At 37.6% G+C, this 16,507-nt stretch carries 14 protein-coding genes; 11 read left to right on the top strand and 3 right to left on the bottom strand.

Annotation, left to right across the window (positions count from 1 at the left end; all coding sequences use genetic code 11):
• Positions 1–23 precede the first annotated feature (23 nt).
• The 11 genes from nhaC (at position 24) to G440_RS0111845 (ending at position 13,498) form a co-directional block, all read left to right on the top strand.
• Positions 24–1,517, top strand: a complete 1,494-nt coding sequence (gene nhaC / locus G440_RS0111905) for a Na+/H+ antiporter NhaC (protein ID WP_026451514.1) — start codon at positions 24–26, stop codon at positions 1,515–1,517.
• Positions 1,518–1,834: 317 nt separating this feature from the next.
• Complete coding sequence (locus G440_RS0111900) at positions 1,835–2,470, top strand: peroxiredoxin (protein ID WP_026451513.1); 636 nt, start codon at positions 1,835–1,837, stop codon at positions 2,468–2,470.
• Between the two features lie 4 nt (positions 2,471–2,474).
• Positions 2,475–2,789 carry a thioredoxin family protein gene (locus G440_RS0111895; protein WP_026451512.1) on the top strand — a complete coding sequence of 105 codons (315 nt, stop codon included), beginning with the start codon at positions 2,475–2,477 and terminating at the stop codon, positions 2,787–2,789.
• Positions 2,770–3,018 carry a DUF6952 family protein gene (locus G440_RS0111890; protein ID WP_026451511.1) on the top strand — a complete coding sequence of 83 codons (249 nt, stop codon included), beginning with the start codon at positions 2,770–2,772 and terminating at the stop codon, positions 3,016–3,018. The genes G440_RS0111895 and G440_RS0111890 overlap by 20 nt, the downstream gene beginning before the upstream one ends.
• Positions 3,019–3,164: 146 nt before the next feature.
• Positions 3,165–3,665 carry a thiol peroxidase gene (tpx, locus tag G440_RS0111885; RefSeq protein ID WP_026451510.1) on the top strand — a complete coding sequence of 167 codons (501 nt, stop codon included), beginning with the start codon at positions 3,165–3,167 and terminating at the stop codon, positions 3,663–3,665.
• Between the two features lies 1 nt (position 3,666).
• Positions 3,667–4,026 (top strand): diacylglycerol kinase, encoded by a 360-nt coding sequence (locus G440_RS0111880; protein WP_026451509.1) that lies wholly within the window; start codon positions 3,667–3,669, stop codon positions 4,024–4,026.
• Positions 4,027–4,246: 220 nt separating this feature from the next.
• On the top strand, positions 4,247–6,619 hold the full coding sequence (locus G440_RS0111870; RefSeq protein WP_026451508.1) for an FtsK/SpoIIIE family DNA translocase: 2,373 nt from the start codon (positions 4,247–4,249) through the stop codon (positions 6,617–6,619).
• Positions 6,620–6,698: 79 nt separating this feature from the next.
• Positions 6,699–7,337 (top strand): outer membrane lipoprotein periplasmic chaperone LolA1, encoded by a 639-nt coding sequence (gene lolA1 / locus G440_RS0111865; RefSeq protein WP_026451507.1) that lies wholly within the window; start codon positions 6,699–6,701, stop codon positions 7,335–7,337.
• 10 nt (positions 7,338–7,347) lie between these two features.
• Complete coding sequence (locus tag G440_RS0111860; protein WP_342663966.1) at positions 7,348–9,354, top strand: LptF/LptG family permease; 2,007 nt, start codon at positions 7,348–7,350, stop codon at positions 9,352–9,354.
• Positions 9,355–9,540: 186 nt separating this feature from the next.
• Entirely contained in the window at positions 9,541–10,689 is a 1,149-nt protein-coding gene (gene ribB, locus G440_RS0111855; RefSeq protein ID WP_026451505.1) for a 3,4-dihydroxy-2-butanone-4-phosphate synthase, read from the top strand.
• Positions 10,690–11,161: 472 nt separating this feature from the next.
• A complete protein-coding gene (locus tag G440_RS0111845; RefSeq protein WP_169718960.1) occupies positions 11,162–13,498 on the top strand; it encodes a hypothetical protein in 2,337 nt (778 codons plus the stop codon).
• A 139-nt stretch (positions 13,499–13,637) separates the two neighbouring features.
• Here the strand turns inward: G440_RS0111845 and G440_RS0111840 are convergent, their stop codons facing one another.
• The 3 genes from G440_RS0111840 to G440_RS0111825 all read right to left on the bottom strand — a co-directional run bounded on the left by G440_RS0111840 (position 13,638) and on the right by G440_RS0111825 (position 16,456).
• Positions 13,638–14,843: a DegT/DnrJ/EryC1/StrS family aminotransferase gene (locus G440_RS0111840; protein WP_026451503.1), complete on the bottom strand. Its 1,206-nt coding sequence runs from the start codon at positions 14,841–14,843 to the stop codon at positions 13,638–13,640.
• Between the two features lie 258 nt (positions 14,844–15,101).
• Positions 15,102–15,596, bottom strand: coding sequence for a hypothetical protein (locus G440_RS0111830; RefSeq protein ID WP_026451501.1), 495 nt, complete (start codon positions 15,594–15,596; stop codon positions 15,102–15,104).
• Between the two features lie 221 nt (positions 15,597–15,817).
• Complete coding sequence (locus G440_RS0111825) at positions 15,818–16,456, bottom strand: NAD(P)H-dependent oxidoreductase (protein WP_026451500.1); 639 nt, start codon at positions 16,454–16,456, stop codon at positions 15,818–15,820.
• Between the last annotated feature and the right edge of the window lie 51 nt (positions 16,457–16,507).

Raw genomic sequence — 16,507 nt, 5'->3', positions numbered from 1 at the left:
ACAATCCATTATAAAAACTCCCTATGCAAAGTCAAGATATTAAGCCTACAGATCCCAAAGATGACGAAGTTGTAGAAAATGTTGAATTGAATATCTGGGAAGCGCTAATTCCTGTCGTTGCACTTATAATAATGTTGTTCTACAATGTGTTTTTTGCCTATGGTGATGATGCTTTGAGCGGAAGTAACCAATTTATTCTCTTAATGGGTGGTGCCGTTGCCGCAATCGTGGGGTTCTTCAACAAAGTGAAGTTTGACCAAATGATAGAGGAAGTTGCCGTAAACGTAAAATCTACAGCGGGTGCAATTTTAATATTATTAATGGTTGGAGCCTTGGCGGGAACTTGGCTTATAAGCGGAATCATACCCACCATGATTTATTATGGCCTACAAATCTTAAATCCAACAATATTCTTAGCTTCCTGTGTAATTATTTGTGCAATCATTTCAATAGCAACCGGAAGTAGCTGGACAACTTCAGCAACCGTAGGGATTGCCTTAGTTGGAATAGCAGATGCCATGAACATTCCTTTGGGAATGACAGCTGGAGCTATTCTTTCAGGAGCTTATTTTGGCGATAAAATCTCTCCTTTAAGTGACACTACAAACTTGGCACCGGCTATGGCAGGTACAGATTTGTTCACTCACATAAAGTATATGCTTTACACCACCATCCCTACGTTAGTTGTTACTTTAATAGTGTTTATAATTATTGGCTTGAACATAGATCCTTCAGGAACGGCAGACACACATTTAATTTTGGCCGCAGTAAAAGAGTCTATCAATGTAAGTCCGTGGTTGTTTCTTGTGCCGCTCGCAGTTATTGTGATGATCATAAAAAAAACACCACCACTTATCGCTTTATTAATTGGCTCCTTGCTTGGAGGGGTAGCCGCGCTAATTTTTCAACCAGAGATTGTGGCCGCCATTGGCGGTGGCACTTCTTTAACTTTCGAAAGTGGTTATAAGGGTATCATGAATGCAATTACGGTGGACAGCGCCATCCCAACGGAAAACGAAGCCTTAAAAGATCTATTTTCCTCTGGAGGAATGTCCGGAATGTTGAACACTGTTTGGCTAATCCTTTGTGCGATGGTATTTGGCGGAATCATGGATGCTATTGGCGCCTTAGCAGCGATCAGCAGCGCTTTACTAAAATTATTTCATACCACTTTCGGACTTTTTGCAAGTACAGTTGTAAGCTGTTTAGCGTTAAATGTTACTGCCAGCGATCAGTATTTGGCAATTGTGATTCCCGGAAAAATGTATGCACAAGCTTTTAAGGATAAAGGATTGGCACCCGAAAACCTTTCGCGAACGCTTGAGGACAGTGGAACGGTCACTTCAGTATTAGTTCCTTGGAATACCTGTGGCGCATACCATAGCGGCGTCTTGGGTGTTGATACGCTTCATTATGCCGGTTATGCCGTATTTAATTGGTTGAGTCCGTTTATGACTTTACTGTTTGCTGCTTTCCGAATAAAAATTAGAGAATTAGCTTCTCCCAAGAGTGCATGATTTCTGCGATCCAAGGTTCCACAAACCTTTAATTAGATGAAATCTTAAGTATCTAAAGTTTATTGCTTCACTAAAACTATCAGAATAAGAAGCATAATGATCTTTTGGACAAGATTCATTTTTAACCTGAATTAATGTTGTCAAACTCTGATGTACGTAAATAACTTCAGTCATAGTTTTTATTTATTGTTAAAAATTTAACCTATTGTTAAAACCTATCGACTCATAAATTAATCCATTCAAGAATCCTACTATATTTTAAGCTTGTTTCTATCTTTGCAGTAGAAAATTATTAATCAAAATAAAATATAAAAACTATGTCATTAGTAGGAAAAAAATTCCCAAACATTTCAGTAGATGCAATGAATGAAATGGGAGACACTTTTAAAGTAAACGTTTTAGAAGAAGCTAAAAAAAACAATAAAAAAGTATTGCTTTTCTGGTATCCAAAAGATTTTACCTTCGTTTGCCCAACTGAAATTCATTCTTTTCAAGAGGCTCTTTCAAAATTTGAAGATAGAAATACAATAGTTATTGGAGCGTCTTGTGATACCCCAGAAGTTCACTTTGCGTGGTTAAGCACTGCAAAAGACAACGGTGGTATTGAAGGGGTAACTTACCCATTATTGGCTGACACAAACAGAAATCTTTCTAACGCACTTGGAATTCTTGATATTGCCAATGAAAAATACGACGAAGAAACTGGATTATACACTGTAGAAGGAGACAATGTTACTTACCGTGCAACGTACCTTATTGATGAAGAAGGAAAAATCTTCCACGAAAGTGTAAACGATATGCCATTGGGAAGAAATGTAAACGAATACCTTAGACTAGTTGATGCTTACACGCACGTTCAGGAAAAAGGTGAAGTTTGTCCAGCAAACTGGGAAGAAGGAAAAGAAGCTATGTTCGCAACTCGTGAAGGTGTAGCAACTTACTTAAGAAACTAAAATAATGTTTTTGGAACTAAAAGACGATAGCTTACAACAGCTTATCGAGGAAGAAAAAAACGTGATCGTACAGTTTTCTGCCGGATGGTGCGGCAACTGTAGAGTGATGAAACCAAAGTTCAAAAAATTGGCTACGGAAACTGAAGGCTATAAATTTGTTATAGTTGATGCAGAAAAATTTCCAGAAAGCAGAAAAATGGCCAGTGTTGATAACCTACCCACTTTTGCTACATTTAAAGATGGAAAATTGGTAAATCAAGTACAGACCAACAAATTTGAACTCTTAAAAGGACTTGTAGATGAAGTTGCCAGTAATTAGACACTTTCAACGGAACAATTCCACAGCTCAGATTGAAAACTGTATTGAGGTTTTGGAATCGTACACGGAATACAATAGAATCACAGATGAAGAACTCGATATCATTGGCGAACTAATCACCAACCTTTGCGGTGCCGTGGAAGTTCACCAAATGATTGAAGACGGAATGCCAGAACGAGATGCAGCGAATGCGTTTGCACAAAAAGTTTTGGGATCCATAGATAGATAAATTTATAATTCCCCAATTGAGAAATCCCTTTACAAATTTTGTAGAGGGATTTTTTTAATTTTGCTAGAAGCTTTCTTTAAGAAGTTATTGACACATTAACATAGAACGAATACTTATCTTTAGGCTTCATTTAAAAAAAACAAAACATGGGACATATAAAATTAGGTGGAATCGATATAGAAACAATTGGCACACTTCCAAAGGTGGGCGACACCGCCCCCGACTTCAATTTAACCTCAGAAGATTTATCTTCAAAAAAACTATCAGACTATAAAGGCTCGCGCGTAGTAATGAATATCTTTCCGAGTATAGACACCAATATCTGCGCTACTTCAGTACGGAAATTCAACGAAAAAGCAACCGGATTGAAAAACACAAAAGTGCTTTGTATTTCGAGAGACCTTCCTTTTGCGCAAAAACGTTTCGTTAGTGATGAAGAAATTGACAACGTCACAAATCTTTCTGACTTCCGTGATGGTAGTTTTGGAAAAAACTACGGCGTAGAAATGACCACTGGTGATTTAAAAGGGCTTCATTCAAGAGCGGTTGTGGTGTTGGATGAAAACGCAAAAGTAATTTATAGTCAACAAGTGCCGGAAATTGGTGAAGAGCCGGATTATCTTTCAGCATTAAAACCACTTCTCTAAAATGATGAATACTTTTTTAGGAAAGCGCCTTAAGGGCACTGTTTACGCCTTTAAAGGTGCTTTACTATTATTGCGGCATGAAGCTAGTATCCAAGTTCAGGCCGTTATTTCCATTATTATGATTTTTGCTGGCTTTTATTTTGAAATCTCTACAACCGAATGGATGTTTCAAATTTTTGCTATCGGCCTAGTGTTAAGTATTGAAGGGATGAACACAGTTGCTGAGGAAATTGCAGATTTCGTTCACCCTGACTTTCACAATAAAATAGGTTTTATTAAAGACGTAGCAGCTGGAGCCGTTTTCTTTGCAGCAATCACGGCTATAGTTATTGGATGCATTATCTATATTCCGAAGTTTTAATTTTGTAATATTCTATTTTAAAGATTAGACTCCATTCTTTGTAATAAAGTAGCTTAATGATAAGTAACGGACTAAAAGTCTGTTATATTCGTGAAATATATTGCATTAAAGTACGTAGCTGCAACCGCTATACTATTAATTAAAATTTGTTTTTTGTAATTTGAAATTTTACGCATTGATATTTGTATTTTTGCCGTAAAGACAATTGTTCCCATAATTAATGGCTAAGAAAAAGAAAACAACCTCAAAAACTCCGCGTAAAAAAATTAGTTTTTCGTTGTCCAAACAACAGAAGATACTTTTGGGTAGCTTTTTGTTTTTGATGGGTCTTGCATTGGTTTTTTCCTTTGTGTCATACTTCTTTACATGGCAAAGCGACCAAAGTCAATTAGGGAATTTTACAGAGCGGAAATTACAAACCGAAAACTGGCTCAATAAATTTGGAGCCAATGTTGGCCATTTTTTTATCTATAACGGCTTCGGGGTCTCTGCTTTTATTTTTGGGTTTTTAGTGATCATGTCTGGCATTTACTATTTCTTCGATTATACAAAAAAGCAGTTGACAAAATATTGGTTTTGGGGATTGTTATTGATGCTTTGGATCTCAGTATTTTTTGGTTTCTTCGGAGAAAAGTTCACCATTTTCAGCGGTATTATTGGTTTTGAGTCCAACGATTTTATGCAGGATTACATAGGATTAGTTGGAACTATACTGGTGATGACTTTTGTTTTAATCTTTTACTTAGTGGTTCGTTTAAAGCTTACGCCCGAAATGGCGATTAATGCAGTTAAAAAATCGAAGAAACAAATTGCCGCCGAATTCGATTCAAGAAAGCAAGATGAAGCCGAAACCAACAAAAAGCCCATAACTGAAACAAATTTTGATAGCAATCAAGAAATAAAGGAAGAGAGACCAAAGGCTAAAGTAGAAGAGAAAAAAAGCACTCCCCCACCTTCTGTTGAAAAAATAATTCTTAAATCGGATGTGGAAGGAGATGTTGCTATGGAAGTAGAGCAAACTGCCGATGAGGAAGAGGTAGAGAATTTAAGTGACAAACTGGTAAAGGATTATGGAGAATTCGATCCTAGATTAGAGCTGAGCAAATATAAATTCCCAAGTATAGAGTTATTGCGCGATCATACCATTGGCGCGGGAATCACCATTGATCAAGAAGAGCTAGAGGAAAATAAAAATCGTATTGTTGAAACACTTAACAATTATAAAATTGGTATTGCAAACATTAAAGCTACTGTTGGGCCAACCGTGACACTTTATGAAATTGTACCTGATGCCGGAGTTCGGATTTCAAAAATCAAAAACTTAGAAGACGATATTGCACTTTCACTTTCTGCTTTGGGTATTCGTATCATTGCCCCAATTCCCGGGCGCGGTACGATCGGTATAGAAGTTCCCAACAAAAACCCAAAAATTGTTTCCATGCGATCGGTGATTGGTTCGGCAAAATTTCAAAATGCAGAAATGGAACTACCCATAGCATTCGGGAAAACCATCAGCAACGAGACTTTTGTAGTAGATCTGGCTAAAATGCCGCATATGCTTATGGCTGGAGCTACGGGACAAGGGAAATCCGTTGGTTTAAACGCTGTCCTAACTTCGCTTTTATACAAAAAGCATCCCGCGGAAGTAAAATTTGTTTTGGTAGATCCAAAAAAGGTGGAATTGACACTTTTCAACAAAATTGAACGTCATTATTTGGCTAAACTTCCGGATTCAGAAGAAGCCATCATTACTGATACCAATAAGGTTATCAATACATTAAATTCACTTTGTATTGAAATGGATGCGCGTTACGACTTGCTGAAAGACGCCATGGTCCGTAACATAAAAGAATACAATACGAAGTTCAAAAATAGAAAGCTAAACCCTGAGGAAGGACACCGATTTTTACCTTATATTATTTTAGTGATAGATGAATTTGCCGATTTAATTATGACTGCCGGCAAGGAGGTTGAAACCCCTATCGCCCGTTTGGCACAACTGGCTCGTGCCATCGGAATCCACTTAATAGTTGCTACCCAGCGTCCATCGGTAAACGTAATTACAGGGATCATAAAGGCTAACTTCCCCGCGCGTATAGCATTTAGGGTAACCAGTAAAATTGACTCACGCACTATTCTGGACAATTCGGGTGCAGATCAACTTATTGGTCGAGGGGATATGCTTTATACCCAAGGAAATGAATTGACTCGACTTCAATGTGCTTTTGTTGATACGCCAGAAGTTGCAGATATAACCGATTTTATTGGCTCACAAAAAGCTTTCCCAGATGCGTATTTACTTCCAGAATATACTGGTGAGGAAGGTGGCACAACTCTTGATAATGACATAGCGGAACGTGATAAACTGTTCCGTGACGCCGCAGAAGTATTGGTCATTGCGCAGCAAGGTTCCGCTTCATTGTTACAACGAAAACTGAAGCTTGGGTATAATCGAGCCGGAAGAATCATTGATCAAATGGAAGCGGCAGGCATTGTTGGGCCTTTTGAGGGCAGCAAAGCACGGCAGGTTTTAGTTCCTACAATTGATGCATTAAACCAACTTTTAGAAAACGAAATGCCAACAAATAATTAGCACACTAACTGAAGACGCTTGGCATTCTATTTTCCTATTTATCAAATATTAAAAACGGATAAAACAAACAAAAATTAAGATGAAAAACATCAGTATAATTTTAATCGCTCTTTTTATTTCCACTTTCACACAGGCTCAAGACGCAAAATCTTTGCTGAACGAAGTTTCTAATAAAGTAAAAAGCTACGATAATATTACAATCGACTTTAAATATAACCTAAACAATTCCAAAGAAAACGTAAACCAAGAAACTCGTGGCGATGTCACCCTTCAAGGTGATAAATACGTGTTGAATATGTTAGGAACCACACGGATTTTTGATGGCAAAAACATTTATACAATTGTCCCAGAAGACGAAGAGGTGACCATTTCAGCATATAATCCCAAGGATGATAAAGATATCACTCCCTCAAAAATGCTCACTTTTTACGAAAAAGGCTATACTTATAAAATGGATATCGAGCAAAATGTAAAGGGGAGAAAAATCCAGTTTATAAAACTGATCCCGATTGATTCCAAAGCCGAAATAAAAGACATTCTCTTAGGGGTTGATGTACAGACCAAACATATTTACAAGTTGATCCAGACGGATTCAAAAGGCACAAAATATACGCTTACCGTGAATTCGTTCAAAACAAATCAACCCGTGTCAAAAACCTTGTTTACTTTTGACGAGGCCAAGTATAAAAAAGATGGTTATTACTTAAACAGGCTGTAAGCACAGGCAATTGAAAATACTGGATAGGTACATATTGGTCACTTATTTGAAGACGTTTTTAAGCGTCTTCATTATTTTAATGTTCATATTTGTCCTGCAGACTATCTGGCTCTACATTTCAGAACTTGCAGGAAAGGATTTGGACGTTTGGATCATTCTTAAATTTCTTTGGTACGTCTCCCCCCGTCTAATCCCACTGGTTTTACCACTTACAATTCTGGTTACCTCCTTGATGGTTTTCGGAAGTTTTGCTGAAAAGTATGAGTTTGCCGCAATGAAATCCACCGGTATTTCGCTACAAAGAGCCATGGGAAGTGTAATGATCTTTATCGTTTTACTTTCCATTACCGCTTTCTTTTTCGCAAATAACGTAATCCCCTATTCCGAATATAAATGGCAAAATTTACGTAGGAATATTTCACAATTTCAGCCCGCAATGTTTATTGCCGAGGGACAGTTTAGCCAAATTGACGACGGCTTCAATATTAAAGTCGAAAAAAAGACCGGCGATCGTGGCCAATTTTTAGAAGATGTGGTGATTCATAAGAAAAACGAATCCAAACCCAATGGAAACTATACCGTTATCATTGCGGATAATGGTGAAATTGCCAGTGAAAAAGGCAGTAATACCCTTTCATTAATTTTGAAACAAGGGAATTATTACGAAGATATCCAAACTAAAAATCCGGCAAAACAAAAAAACGAACCCTTCGCGAAGAGTTATTTTGATGAATATTCTATCAATATCGATCTTACTGAACTCAACAATAAGGATGTTGATAAAGACAACAATCTGGACAACCAGAATATGTATAATATCAGTGAGTTGCGCGTTGAAATAGATTCGCTTTCCAAAAGTTTTTCCAATGATATTGCTTCCTATACCAAAAACATGTATTACCGAAGTGGCGTGGAGAAGTTTAATGAAAACAAAATTAGTGATACGGCAAGGCCAACAGCTATAAAAACTATTTTGGATATTTACAATCCTACCCACAAAATCCAAATTGTAAAGCTTGCCCTCAATAACGCCAAGGGCACAATCCAAACTATCGACGCTAAAAAGGTTGAGTTTAAAGGAAAAACCAAACGGCTTAACAAGACGGAAATAGCGCTTCATGAAAAATACGCGCTTGGAGTTGCCTGCATTATTCTCTTTTTTGTAGGGGCACCTTTGGGCGCCATAATTAGGAAAGGAGGAATGGGCTTACCTATGGTTGTAGCTATTTTACTGTTTTTAACCTATCACTTTATCGGAATTTTTGCGAAAAACAGTGCTGAAGATGGTACTTTGCATCCGTTTATTGCAACTTGGCTCAGCACCGGAATTATGCTTCCGTTAAGTATATGGCTCACTTACAGGGCAACAACTGATCAAGGAATTATTGATTTTGACTCTTTTATGCAGCGAATTGGAAGGTTATTTGGAAAAAAAACCGCCGAAGAGGTGATTTTAGATGAGGAAAAAGCTATTTTACTTACACAGCAAGAAAAAGCATTAATCTTATCTAGAACAGATACGCAACTTAAAGACATTGTTAAAAATTATCGGCAATACGGTTACTCAGAAGAAGTAAGAAAAGCGGCCTTACAACAATTAAAGTTGAAAGGATACTCTGAATTAGAGCTCAAAATGAGTGATAATTTTGAAAATAAAAAGTATACGGCAGCCTTACAAAGTTTTAAAGAAGCATCAAGTTTTTCTAAAAAAGGATTAGTGGCATATTTTATTTCTATTAGTTGCCTAATAGGAATGATCCTTTTTAATAATATTGATATAACATTCTCCGAAAAACTTAAACTCATATTTCAAATAGCTCAGATCATTTCTTTAATTGTATTCTATATCTTAGTTTTTAAGTCACTTTTAAGTAGTTCAAAATTTTATAAAATTCTAGGAAAAGAACAGGAAACTGGATCTTGGATAGTTTTTATGTTGCTTGGTCCCATAATCTATGTCTTCCTCTACTTAAACCACATAAAAAAAATGAAGGAAGAATTGAAATTGATATATTAAATTTTTTCTCCACTCTATTGATACAACCAAGAAAAGTAATTTGATTTAGGTATTTATAAAATAAAAAAACTATAAAAATTTAAATATTCTAAGTTCCTTCTACCAATTAGCACAGCAACAATCCAAACCTTCTTTTAACCAATTACAGTTCTACATTTTATATCTTTGCACCACATTAAAAAAGTTATGATTTCTACACCGAAAGAAAATTCCGTTCACTTGAACACTATAGAAGAAGCCATTGAAGACATCCGCAATGGAAAGATGATTATTGTAGTTGATGACGAAAATCGTGAAAACGAAGGCGATTTTATTGCCGCTGCCGAGATGGTCACTCCTGAAATGATAAATTTTATGGCTACTCACGGGAGAGGTTTAATCTGTGCCCCTTTAACAGAAGATCGTTGCAACGCATTAGATTTAAACATGATGGTGGAAAACAACACCGTATTACACCACACCCAATTTACGGTTTCGGTAGATTTGATAGGCCACGGTTGTACCACGGGAATTTCTGTACACGATCGCTCTAAAACCATTAAGGCTCTTGTTAACGAAGAAACCAAAGCTTCAGATTTGGGAAGACCAGGACATATTTTTCCTTTACGCGCCAAAGAAGGCGGGGTTTTAAGGAGAACTGGCCATACTGAAGCTGCAATAGACCTAGCTCGTCTCGCTGGATTAAAACCAGCCGGGATTCTTGTTGAAATTCTAAACGAAGATGGAACTATGGCACGGCTTCCGCAATTGATGGCAGTTGCAAAGAAATTCGATTTAAAGCTGATTTCCATTGAAGATTTAGTGAAATATAGAATGGAGCACGATTCTTTGATTGAAAAGAAAGAAGACTTCAAAATTAATACTAAATTCGGAGACTTTAGACTCCGAGCCTACAAGCAAACTACCAACGACCAAATTCATATAGCACTTACCAAAGGCACTTGGAAGGAAAACGAGCCAGTTTTGGTTCGCGTAAATGCTACCTTGGTCAATGGGGATATTCTTGGAACCCTTACCAATAACGCGGAACAAAAGTTGGATGATATGTTCAATGTAATTAATAGCGACGGGAAAGGGGCGCTTGTCTTTGTAAACCAACAAAGCCAATCCTTAAACCTATTGAGCCGTTTAAAAGAATTAAAGGAAAATCAAACCCCGAATGAAATCGCCAAGGCTCCTCGTATAGACATGGATGCCAAGGATTTTGGAATTGGCGCTCAAATTCTACACGATGTAGGAATTCATAAAATACGTCTTATTTCCAATAGTGAACAAACCAAACGCGTTGGCATGATTGGTTATGGTTTGGAGATTATGGAATACGTCAGTTATTGAATTGAGGATAACATTTAGAAGAATTATGCTTCTTTAACATAATATTAACTTATCGTCAATTAACCGTTCATCTTGTAGTTGAACGGTTTTTTTATGCTTAAAAGTCTTCTGAAAAAAAGCATTAACAGGTGTTTTCTTACATATATCACAAAGCTGATCTCCAAAAATTGTGCCTTCAAAACCTGACACCATCATCTATCGTAAATATATCAGTGGAATCAAAATTCCAACCTCCATGGAAGATTTCCTCTAATAAAAACGCTCGCCTTTTTACAGGTAAGAATTAGGTGCCTTGTGGCATCCATTTTTACCAAATTTCTATTCATCGATAACATCTAAACTTTTTAGGGTGAAATTCAATGGTTTCACTTTAGATATGTTTAGAAATCTTGGTTGTGAAATTTTGGCATTCACAGCTATTGCATGTTAAGAAATGCCAAGAAAGAATTATTTAATAACTAAATTTTATTCTATGAAAAAAGTGATTTTGAGTGCCGCGGCACTTATGTGTGGAGCAATGATGTTCGCACAACAGAACAACAGCGACGTTAACCAACAGGGAAACGACTTAAAAGCAACAGTTAACCAAACTGGTTTAGAGAACCAGAGCGACGTAGATCAGACCGACAGCGATATGGTTGGACAGGATCTGACTACCAAGGTTACTCAAACAGGTACACGCAACGACTCTAAGGTTTTGCAGAACGACAAACAGCACGATGCTTTTATTACCCAAAACGGTACAGAAAATAAAAGCGATGTGGAACAGAACAGATTCCGTGGCTTTGTAAAAGTGAACCAAGATGGGGTGCGCAATGATTCAGAGATAGACCAGTTGGGTCGTGACAATGATACACGTATAGAACAGAATGGGGCGGACAATAAATCAAAAATAGATCAAGGCTTTTCGGTAAATGATAGTGACAACATTGCAAAAGTGGACCAAGACGGAACCTTCAATAATGTTGCCGTGAGACAGGAAGGTGATGATAACAATAGCAACGTAAAACAAGATGGCAACAGCAATCAGGCAGATACAGATCAATTAGGTGCTGCAAATGCATCAACCATCCGCCAATTCGACGGAAGAGTCGGAGAAAATGCCAATAATGAAGCGACAGTTGTACAGAATGGTACCATGAACGATTCTTATATTACCCAACGCGGTGACGACAACATTTCGATGGTCGACCAATTAGGTGATATGAACAACTCTGGAATAACTCAAGATGGTTCGTCTAACCTATCGGATGTTGCACAGAACGGCAACGGAAACGGATCGGTAATTTCACAAAGCGGAAGCGCTGGCAATATAGAGCCTAACAACTCAGCAGCTATTAGCCAAAAAGGAGATGGAAATAATTCCGATGTATCGCATAGCGGTGAAACAAACCTTGCCACTGTTAACCAAGGAGTAATGGGTTTTTCCCAACCAGATTCCGATAACAACAGTGCAACTGTCTCACAAGCGGGCGTAAGCAACCAAGCAACAGTAAATACCATTGGAGATGACAACAGTGTAACTCAAACCCAAAATGGGAACGAAAATACTGCCAACGCCAAGCAGGGAAGTTTTAGAGATTTCGGTTTCTTTACTCAAACCACAAAAAGCGTAGATAACACCATAGATCAAAACCAATCTGGTAACAATAACATGGCTATTGGAACACAAGGTGGTGGTAGCTTTTTTAGTACAGGAAGCGGTAACCTAATTGATCAAGACCAATCTGGAAATGACAATGTGGCCAATGCGAATCAAAATACCGGTGCTGCTAGAAATATTATTATCCAAAACCAAACTGGGAACGAAAATAACGCCAATGCGATTCAGGGTTCTGGCGGTGGAATATCAACATTTGATAATGAGATTACGCAAACTCAAAATGGTAATAACAATAGCGCACAGGCTCAGCAGTTTATTCAAACAACAAATTCAACTGCCACTCAAGATCAGTCTGGTAATGACAACGTAGCCAATGCAGACCAACAAGGCGATAACAATTCACTTTCACAGATACAAAGCGGAAATGAAAATATGGCCAATGCCACGCAGCATACCAGTTTTGCAAACGCCAATTTTGACAATACTGCATCACAAACACAAACAGGTGATTTGAACAATGCAAATATTGATCAGGATGATGAACTTAGCAGTTCTACCGCAACACAGGTACAGAACGGAAACGAAAATATGGCGATGGCAAGACAAAGAGGTGCTAGCCAGATTTCTTCACAAACACAATCTGGTAATGAAAATTTAGCTGATGTAATACAAGGAGCTGATTTTGATGGTGGAAGTGGAAATCAAGCCACACAAACCCAAAGCGGTAACCTGAACAAAGCCTATGTTGTACAGACATCACAATTTGGAAATGGGACCAACAACTCTTTGGTGTCACAGAATCAAATTGGCAGCAACAATTTTGTAAGAACAGAGCAACAAGGAAATAACCACGTTTCTTCCACCTCACAAAATGGTAATGACAACGAAGCCCGCGACCTTCAAAAAGGAGCTGGAGAAACCTCTTCGGTCAATCAAAGTGGTAATGGTAATATTAGCGATGTGGAGCAAAACGGGTTTGGTCATAATTCCACTGTAATGCAAAGCGGCGTTGCCAATGAAAGTGATGTCTTCCAAACAGGAGGTCAAAACACCTCTATGGTGAATCAAGATGGACAAATGAACATGAGCAACGTGATGCAAAATGGTAATGAAAACATGAATACAGTAAACCAAAATGGAATGCAAAACATGAGTAACGTGGCTCAAATGGGCAATAACAATGCCTCAACGGTTAACCAAAATTAATATTTCAGAAAGTACAGTTTTGGAAAAAAAGGTTACCCCCAATTAATAAATGCAGTCATTTTTATAAACGGCTGCATTTTTTTAATGTATTCTAAGCGATCACAGATTATGCGTTCGTAAAAAGATCATTTAATTAGTTTTATTTTTTGAATTTAAGTACAGAAACAATGGCTTTTTTCATTGCCTCCGCCCTATCTTTCACTTGCTTTTCAGTCCAACCAATTTTAATTAGTGATGAAAGCGTTCTTCCCATAACGGCATCACTTTTTGAAAAATCGGTATTGTTTAAATCCTGCATTTGGGTTTTTACTTCGGAAGAAAGATTTCCAAGAGATTTTAAATTTCTTAAGTGTTCCCAACCATTGATGTAATGCCAATTATTGGTGTACCAATAGAAACAAGCGTCAACACCTGCTTCTGATAAAGCTTTATGTGCCTTTTGAGTCAATTCTTCGGTAGGAAGGAAGAAAGTTAAAAATGAATAATTCTCTTCACCGCCTTTAGGAACTCTTCGGAAGGTAACACCATCGATGTTTTCCAATGCTTCGCGAAGAATCGTATAGTTTTCTTTTTGCATTTTTAAGATTCCATCTAGCTTGTCAAGTTGCGCCAACCCGACGGCAGCATTCAATTCAGAGATCCTAAAATTATATCCCAAAAAAAGATGCGTTTCAGCGCCACGGTCCTTGCCTACGTGGTCGTGGCCGTGATCCTGATAATGATCCGCGTTTAGTGCGTACTTCTTATTGTTGGTTAAAACAGCCCCACCTTCACCGCAAGTAATTGTTTTTACATAATCAAAAGAGAAGCAGCCTAGATCGCCGTAGCTTCCCAAAGCCTTTCCTTCATAAGTTCCTCCAATTGCTTGACAAGCATCTTCCAGAAGAATCAGGTTATGCTTATCACATATCGCTTTTAACGCTCTTAAATCGGCCATAGAGCCACACATATGCACTGGCATTACACATTTGGTGTTTTTGGTAATAGCTGCTTCCACTGCTTTTGGATCTAGGGTTAAACTATCGTCAATATCAACTAAAATAGGAACGGCACCCAAAGCCAAAATAGATTCAAAGGTCGCTACAAAAGTAAAGGTTGGCATAATGACCTCATCTCCTGCTCCAATGCCTGCAGCGGCGAGCGCAACAGTCAAAGCAGCCGTTCCACTGGAGACCAATTGGCAATGTTCGGCGTCCATACGTTTGGCAAAAGCGGTTTCAAATTCCTTTGCTTTCCAGTGGTTATTTCGCATTCCGTCAAAACCATAGCGCATCAACACACCTGTTTCCAATACTTCGTTTACTTGTTTACGCTCTTCGGCGCCAAAAATTTCAAATCCGGGCATGGTTTATTCTTTATTTTTTATTATTATTTTTATTGCGAGTGGTAAATGCGTTTCAAATTTAAAACTCTTCTCAACTTCGCATGAAGTAGATGAGTCTATAAGTTTAGAGGTTAGCTTTGATTTCAAAACCATTCCCAATTTCTCAACTTCGATTTCAAAGATAAGAGTTGTGGCTTTGTTTGAAAAGTTTCGCTCATAAAAAAACCGCTACAAAGGAGCGGTTTTAATTATTTGAGTTTTTTACAAATTAGCACTGGACTAATTCTTCTTTTCTTCCGGTGGGAAAAGTCCTGGTTGAGTCTGTTGAAAAAATCCTTGATGTAAGGAGTCCATCTCTTTCAACTGGTTTTTCATGCCAGGGAAAAAATCTTCCCAATGATTCAGAAAAAAATCATTTTGGTAGAAATCAGCGTGTAGTGAATCACTCTTAAGCGGATTCATCATTTCCTGTGAAAACCCGGGCATTCTATCTTGCATATATTTTTGGAAAGATGCCATTAAACTGTCAGTCTTTTCAGGTGAAACCTGCTTCCCATTAATATCCCCATAGGAATAATTATAAATAGAGTCATAACGAACAAGGTTTCCATTTTCGTCCACTTCCTTGTTCACTTTCCGGGTACCGTGGGACTCCTTTTGAATTTCGGTCTGAGTTTTCATTGCGGTGCTGTTATCCGCATCTCCTTTTTTTTCTTGTGCATGGCAGCTTGATAAACATAAAGCAACTGCGAGCGCAAAGACTATTGTTTTCATTTTATAAAATATTAAAGTTACTGTCCGTAATTATTTCATAACAAAGGCTAGCTTTTTAATAAAAAGCAAATGTCTATTTATCAACAATTTAAATACCAAAACAAGAGTTTGCTTCTTAAAAAAGTACTTATAGGAAGAGATATATGAAACCTTTAAGAAAGAGTTTTAATGAAATATTAATTTTTGGACAGATTGGCAGAACGGATTTTAAATCAAAAAGATCAGTCCAGATCTATAATGAGTTCATCCACCCCGCGACGCACTTTTTTCATATTTATAAAGAAATCCGATTCGTCGCGATAACCTACTGGCAAAACGATTACAGACGCTAATCCTTTTTTATCAAGGCCGAGAAACTCATCATACTTTTCAGGCTGAAAACCTTCCATGGGGCAGGCATCTATTTTTTCAACAGCACATACGGTTAGCAGCGCTCCAAGGGTTAAGTAGAGTTGGTTGATCATCCAATCGCGGATTTCTCCCGCATCTTTTTCAGTGAAGGAAGCGATAAGGTCTTTTTCAAATGGCTCCAGGATATCACGTGGCGTATTGCGGGTTCCTTCCACCCTCTTGAAGTGATCTATAATAAACTCCTTATTTATTTTTCTTTCTATACACAAGATAAAAACATGGGATGCATCCCGAACTTGTGTCTGATTGAACGTGAACGGCATTAATTTCTCCTTTAATTCCGCCTTGTTTATAATTACCAGTTTTAATGGCTGAAGTCCGAATGACGTTGCGGTTAGATTAAAAGTTTCCTTTAAAATATTCAGCTTTTCATCAGAAAGAATTCTTGAGGAATCAAACCTTTTTGTTGCGTACCGCCACTTTAGTTTTTCAATAGTATTAGAAGACATCTAGCAAAATGAATTAGTATTAAATGCAAAAGTAGCGATAAAAAGTTTGAA

It is taken from the genome of Aequorivita capsosiphonis DSM 23843, assembly GCF_000429125.1.
GTDB lineage: Bacteria > Bacteroidota > Bacteroidia > Flavobacteriales > Flavobacteriaceae > Aequorivita > Aequorivita capsosiphonis.
Note: the sequence above shows the minus strand (reverse complement) of the source record. Positions and strands in the feature narration are given on the sequence as shown.

Bases quoted from the DNA above. Each gene is read 5' to 3' on its own strand.
- nhaC (WP_026451514.1), top strand. From the start codon at position 24: ATGCAAAGTCAAGATATTAAGCCTACAGATCCCAAAGATGACGAAGTT.
- G440_RS0111900 (WP_026451513.1), top strand. From the start codon at position 1,835: ATGTCATTAGTAGGAAAAAAATTCCCAAACATTTCAGTAGATGCAATG.
- G440_RS0111895 (WP_026451512.1), top strand. From the start codon at position 2,475: ATGTTTTTGGAACTAAAAGACGATAGCTTACAACAGCTTATCGAGGAA.
- G440_RS0111890 (WP_026451511.1), top strand. From the start codon at position 2,770: ATGAAGTTGCCAGTAATTAGACACTTTCAACGGAACAATTCCACAGCT.
- tpx (WP_026451510.1), top strand. From the start codon at position 3,165: ATGGGACATATAAAATTAGGTGGAATCGATATAGAAACAATTGGCACA.
- G440_RS0111880 (WP_026451509.1), top strand. From the start codon at position 3,667: ATGATGAATACTTTTTTAGGAAAGCGCCTTAAGGGCACTGTTTACGCC.
- G440_RS0111870 (WP_026451508.1), top strand. From the start codon at position 4,247: ATGGCTAAGAAAAAGAAAACAACCTCAAAAACTCCGCGTAAAAAAATT.
- lolA1 (WP_026451507.1), top strand. From the start codon at position 6,699: ATGAAAAACATCAGTATAATTTTAATCGCTCTTTTTATTTCCACTTTC.
- ribB (WP_026451505.1), top strand. From the start codon at position 9,541: ATGATTTCTACACCGAAAGAAAATTCCGTTCACTTGAACACTATAGAA.
- G440_RS0111845 (WP_169718960.1), top strand. From the start codon at position 11,162: ATGAAAAAAGTGATTTTGAGTGCCGCGGCACTTATGTGTGGAGCAATG.
- G440_RS0111840 (WP_026451503.1), bottom strand. From the start codon at position 14,843: ATGCCCGGATTTGAAATTTTTGGCGCCGAAGAGCGTAAACAAGTAAAC.
- G440_RS0111830 (WP_026451501.1), bottom strand. From the start codon at position 15,596: ATGAAAACAATAGTCTTTGCGCTCGCAGTTGCTTTATGTTTATCAAGC.
- G440_RS0111825 (WP_026451500.1), bottom strand. From the start codon at position 16,456: ATGTCTTCTAATACTATTGAAAAACTAAAGTGGCGGTACGCAACAAAA.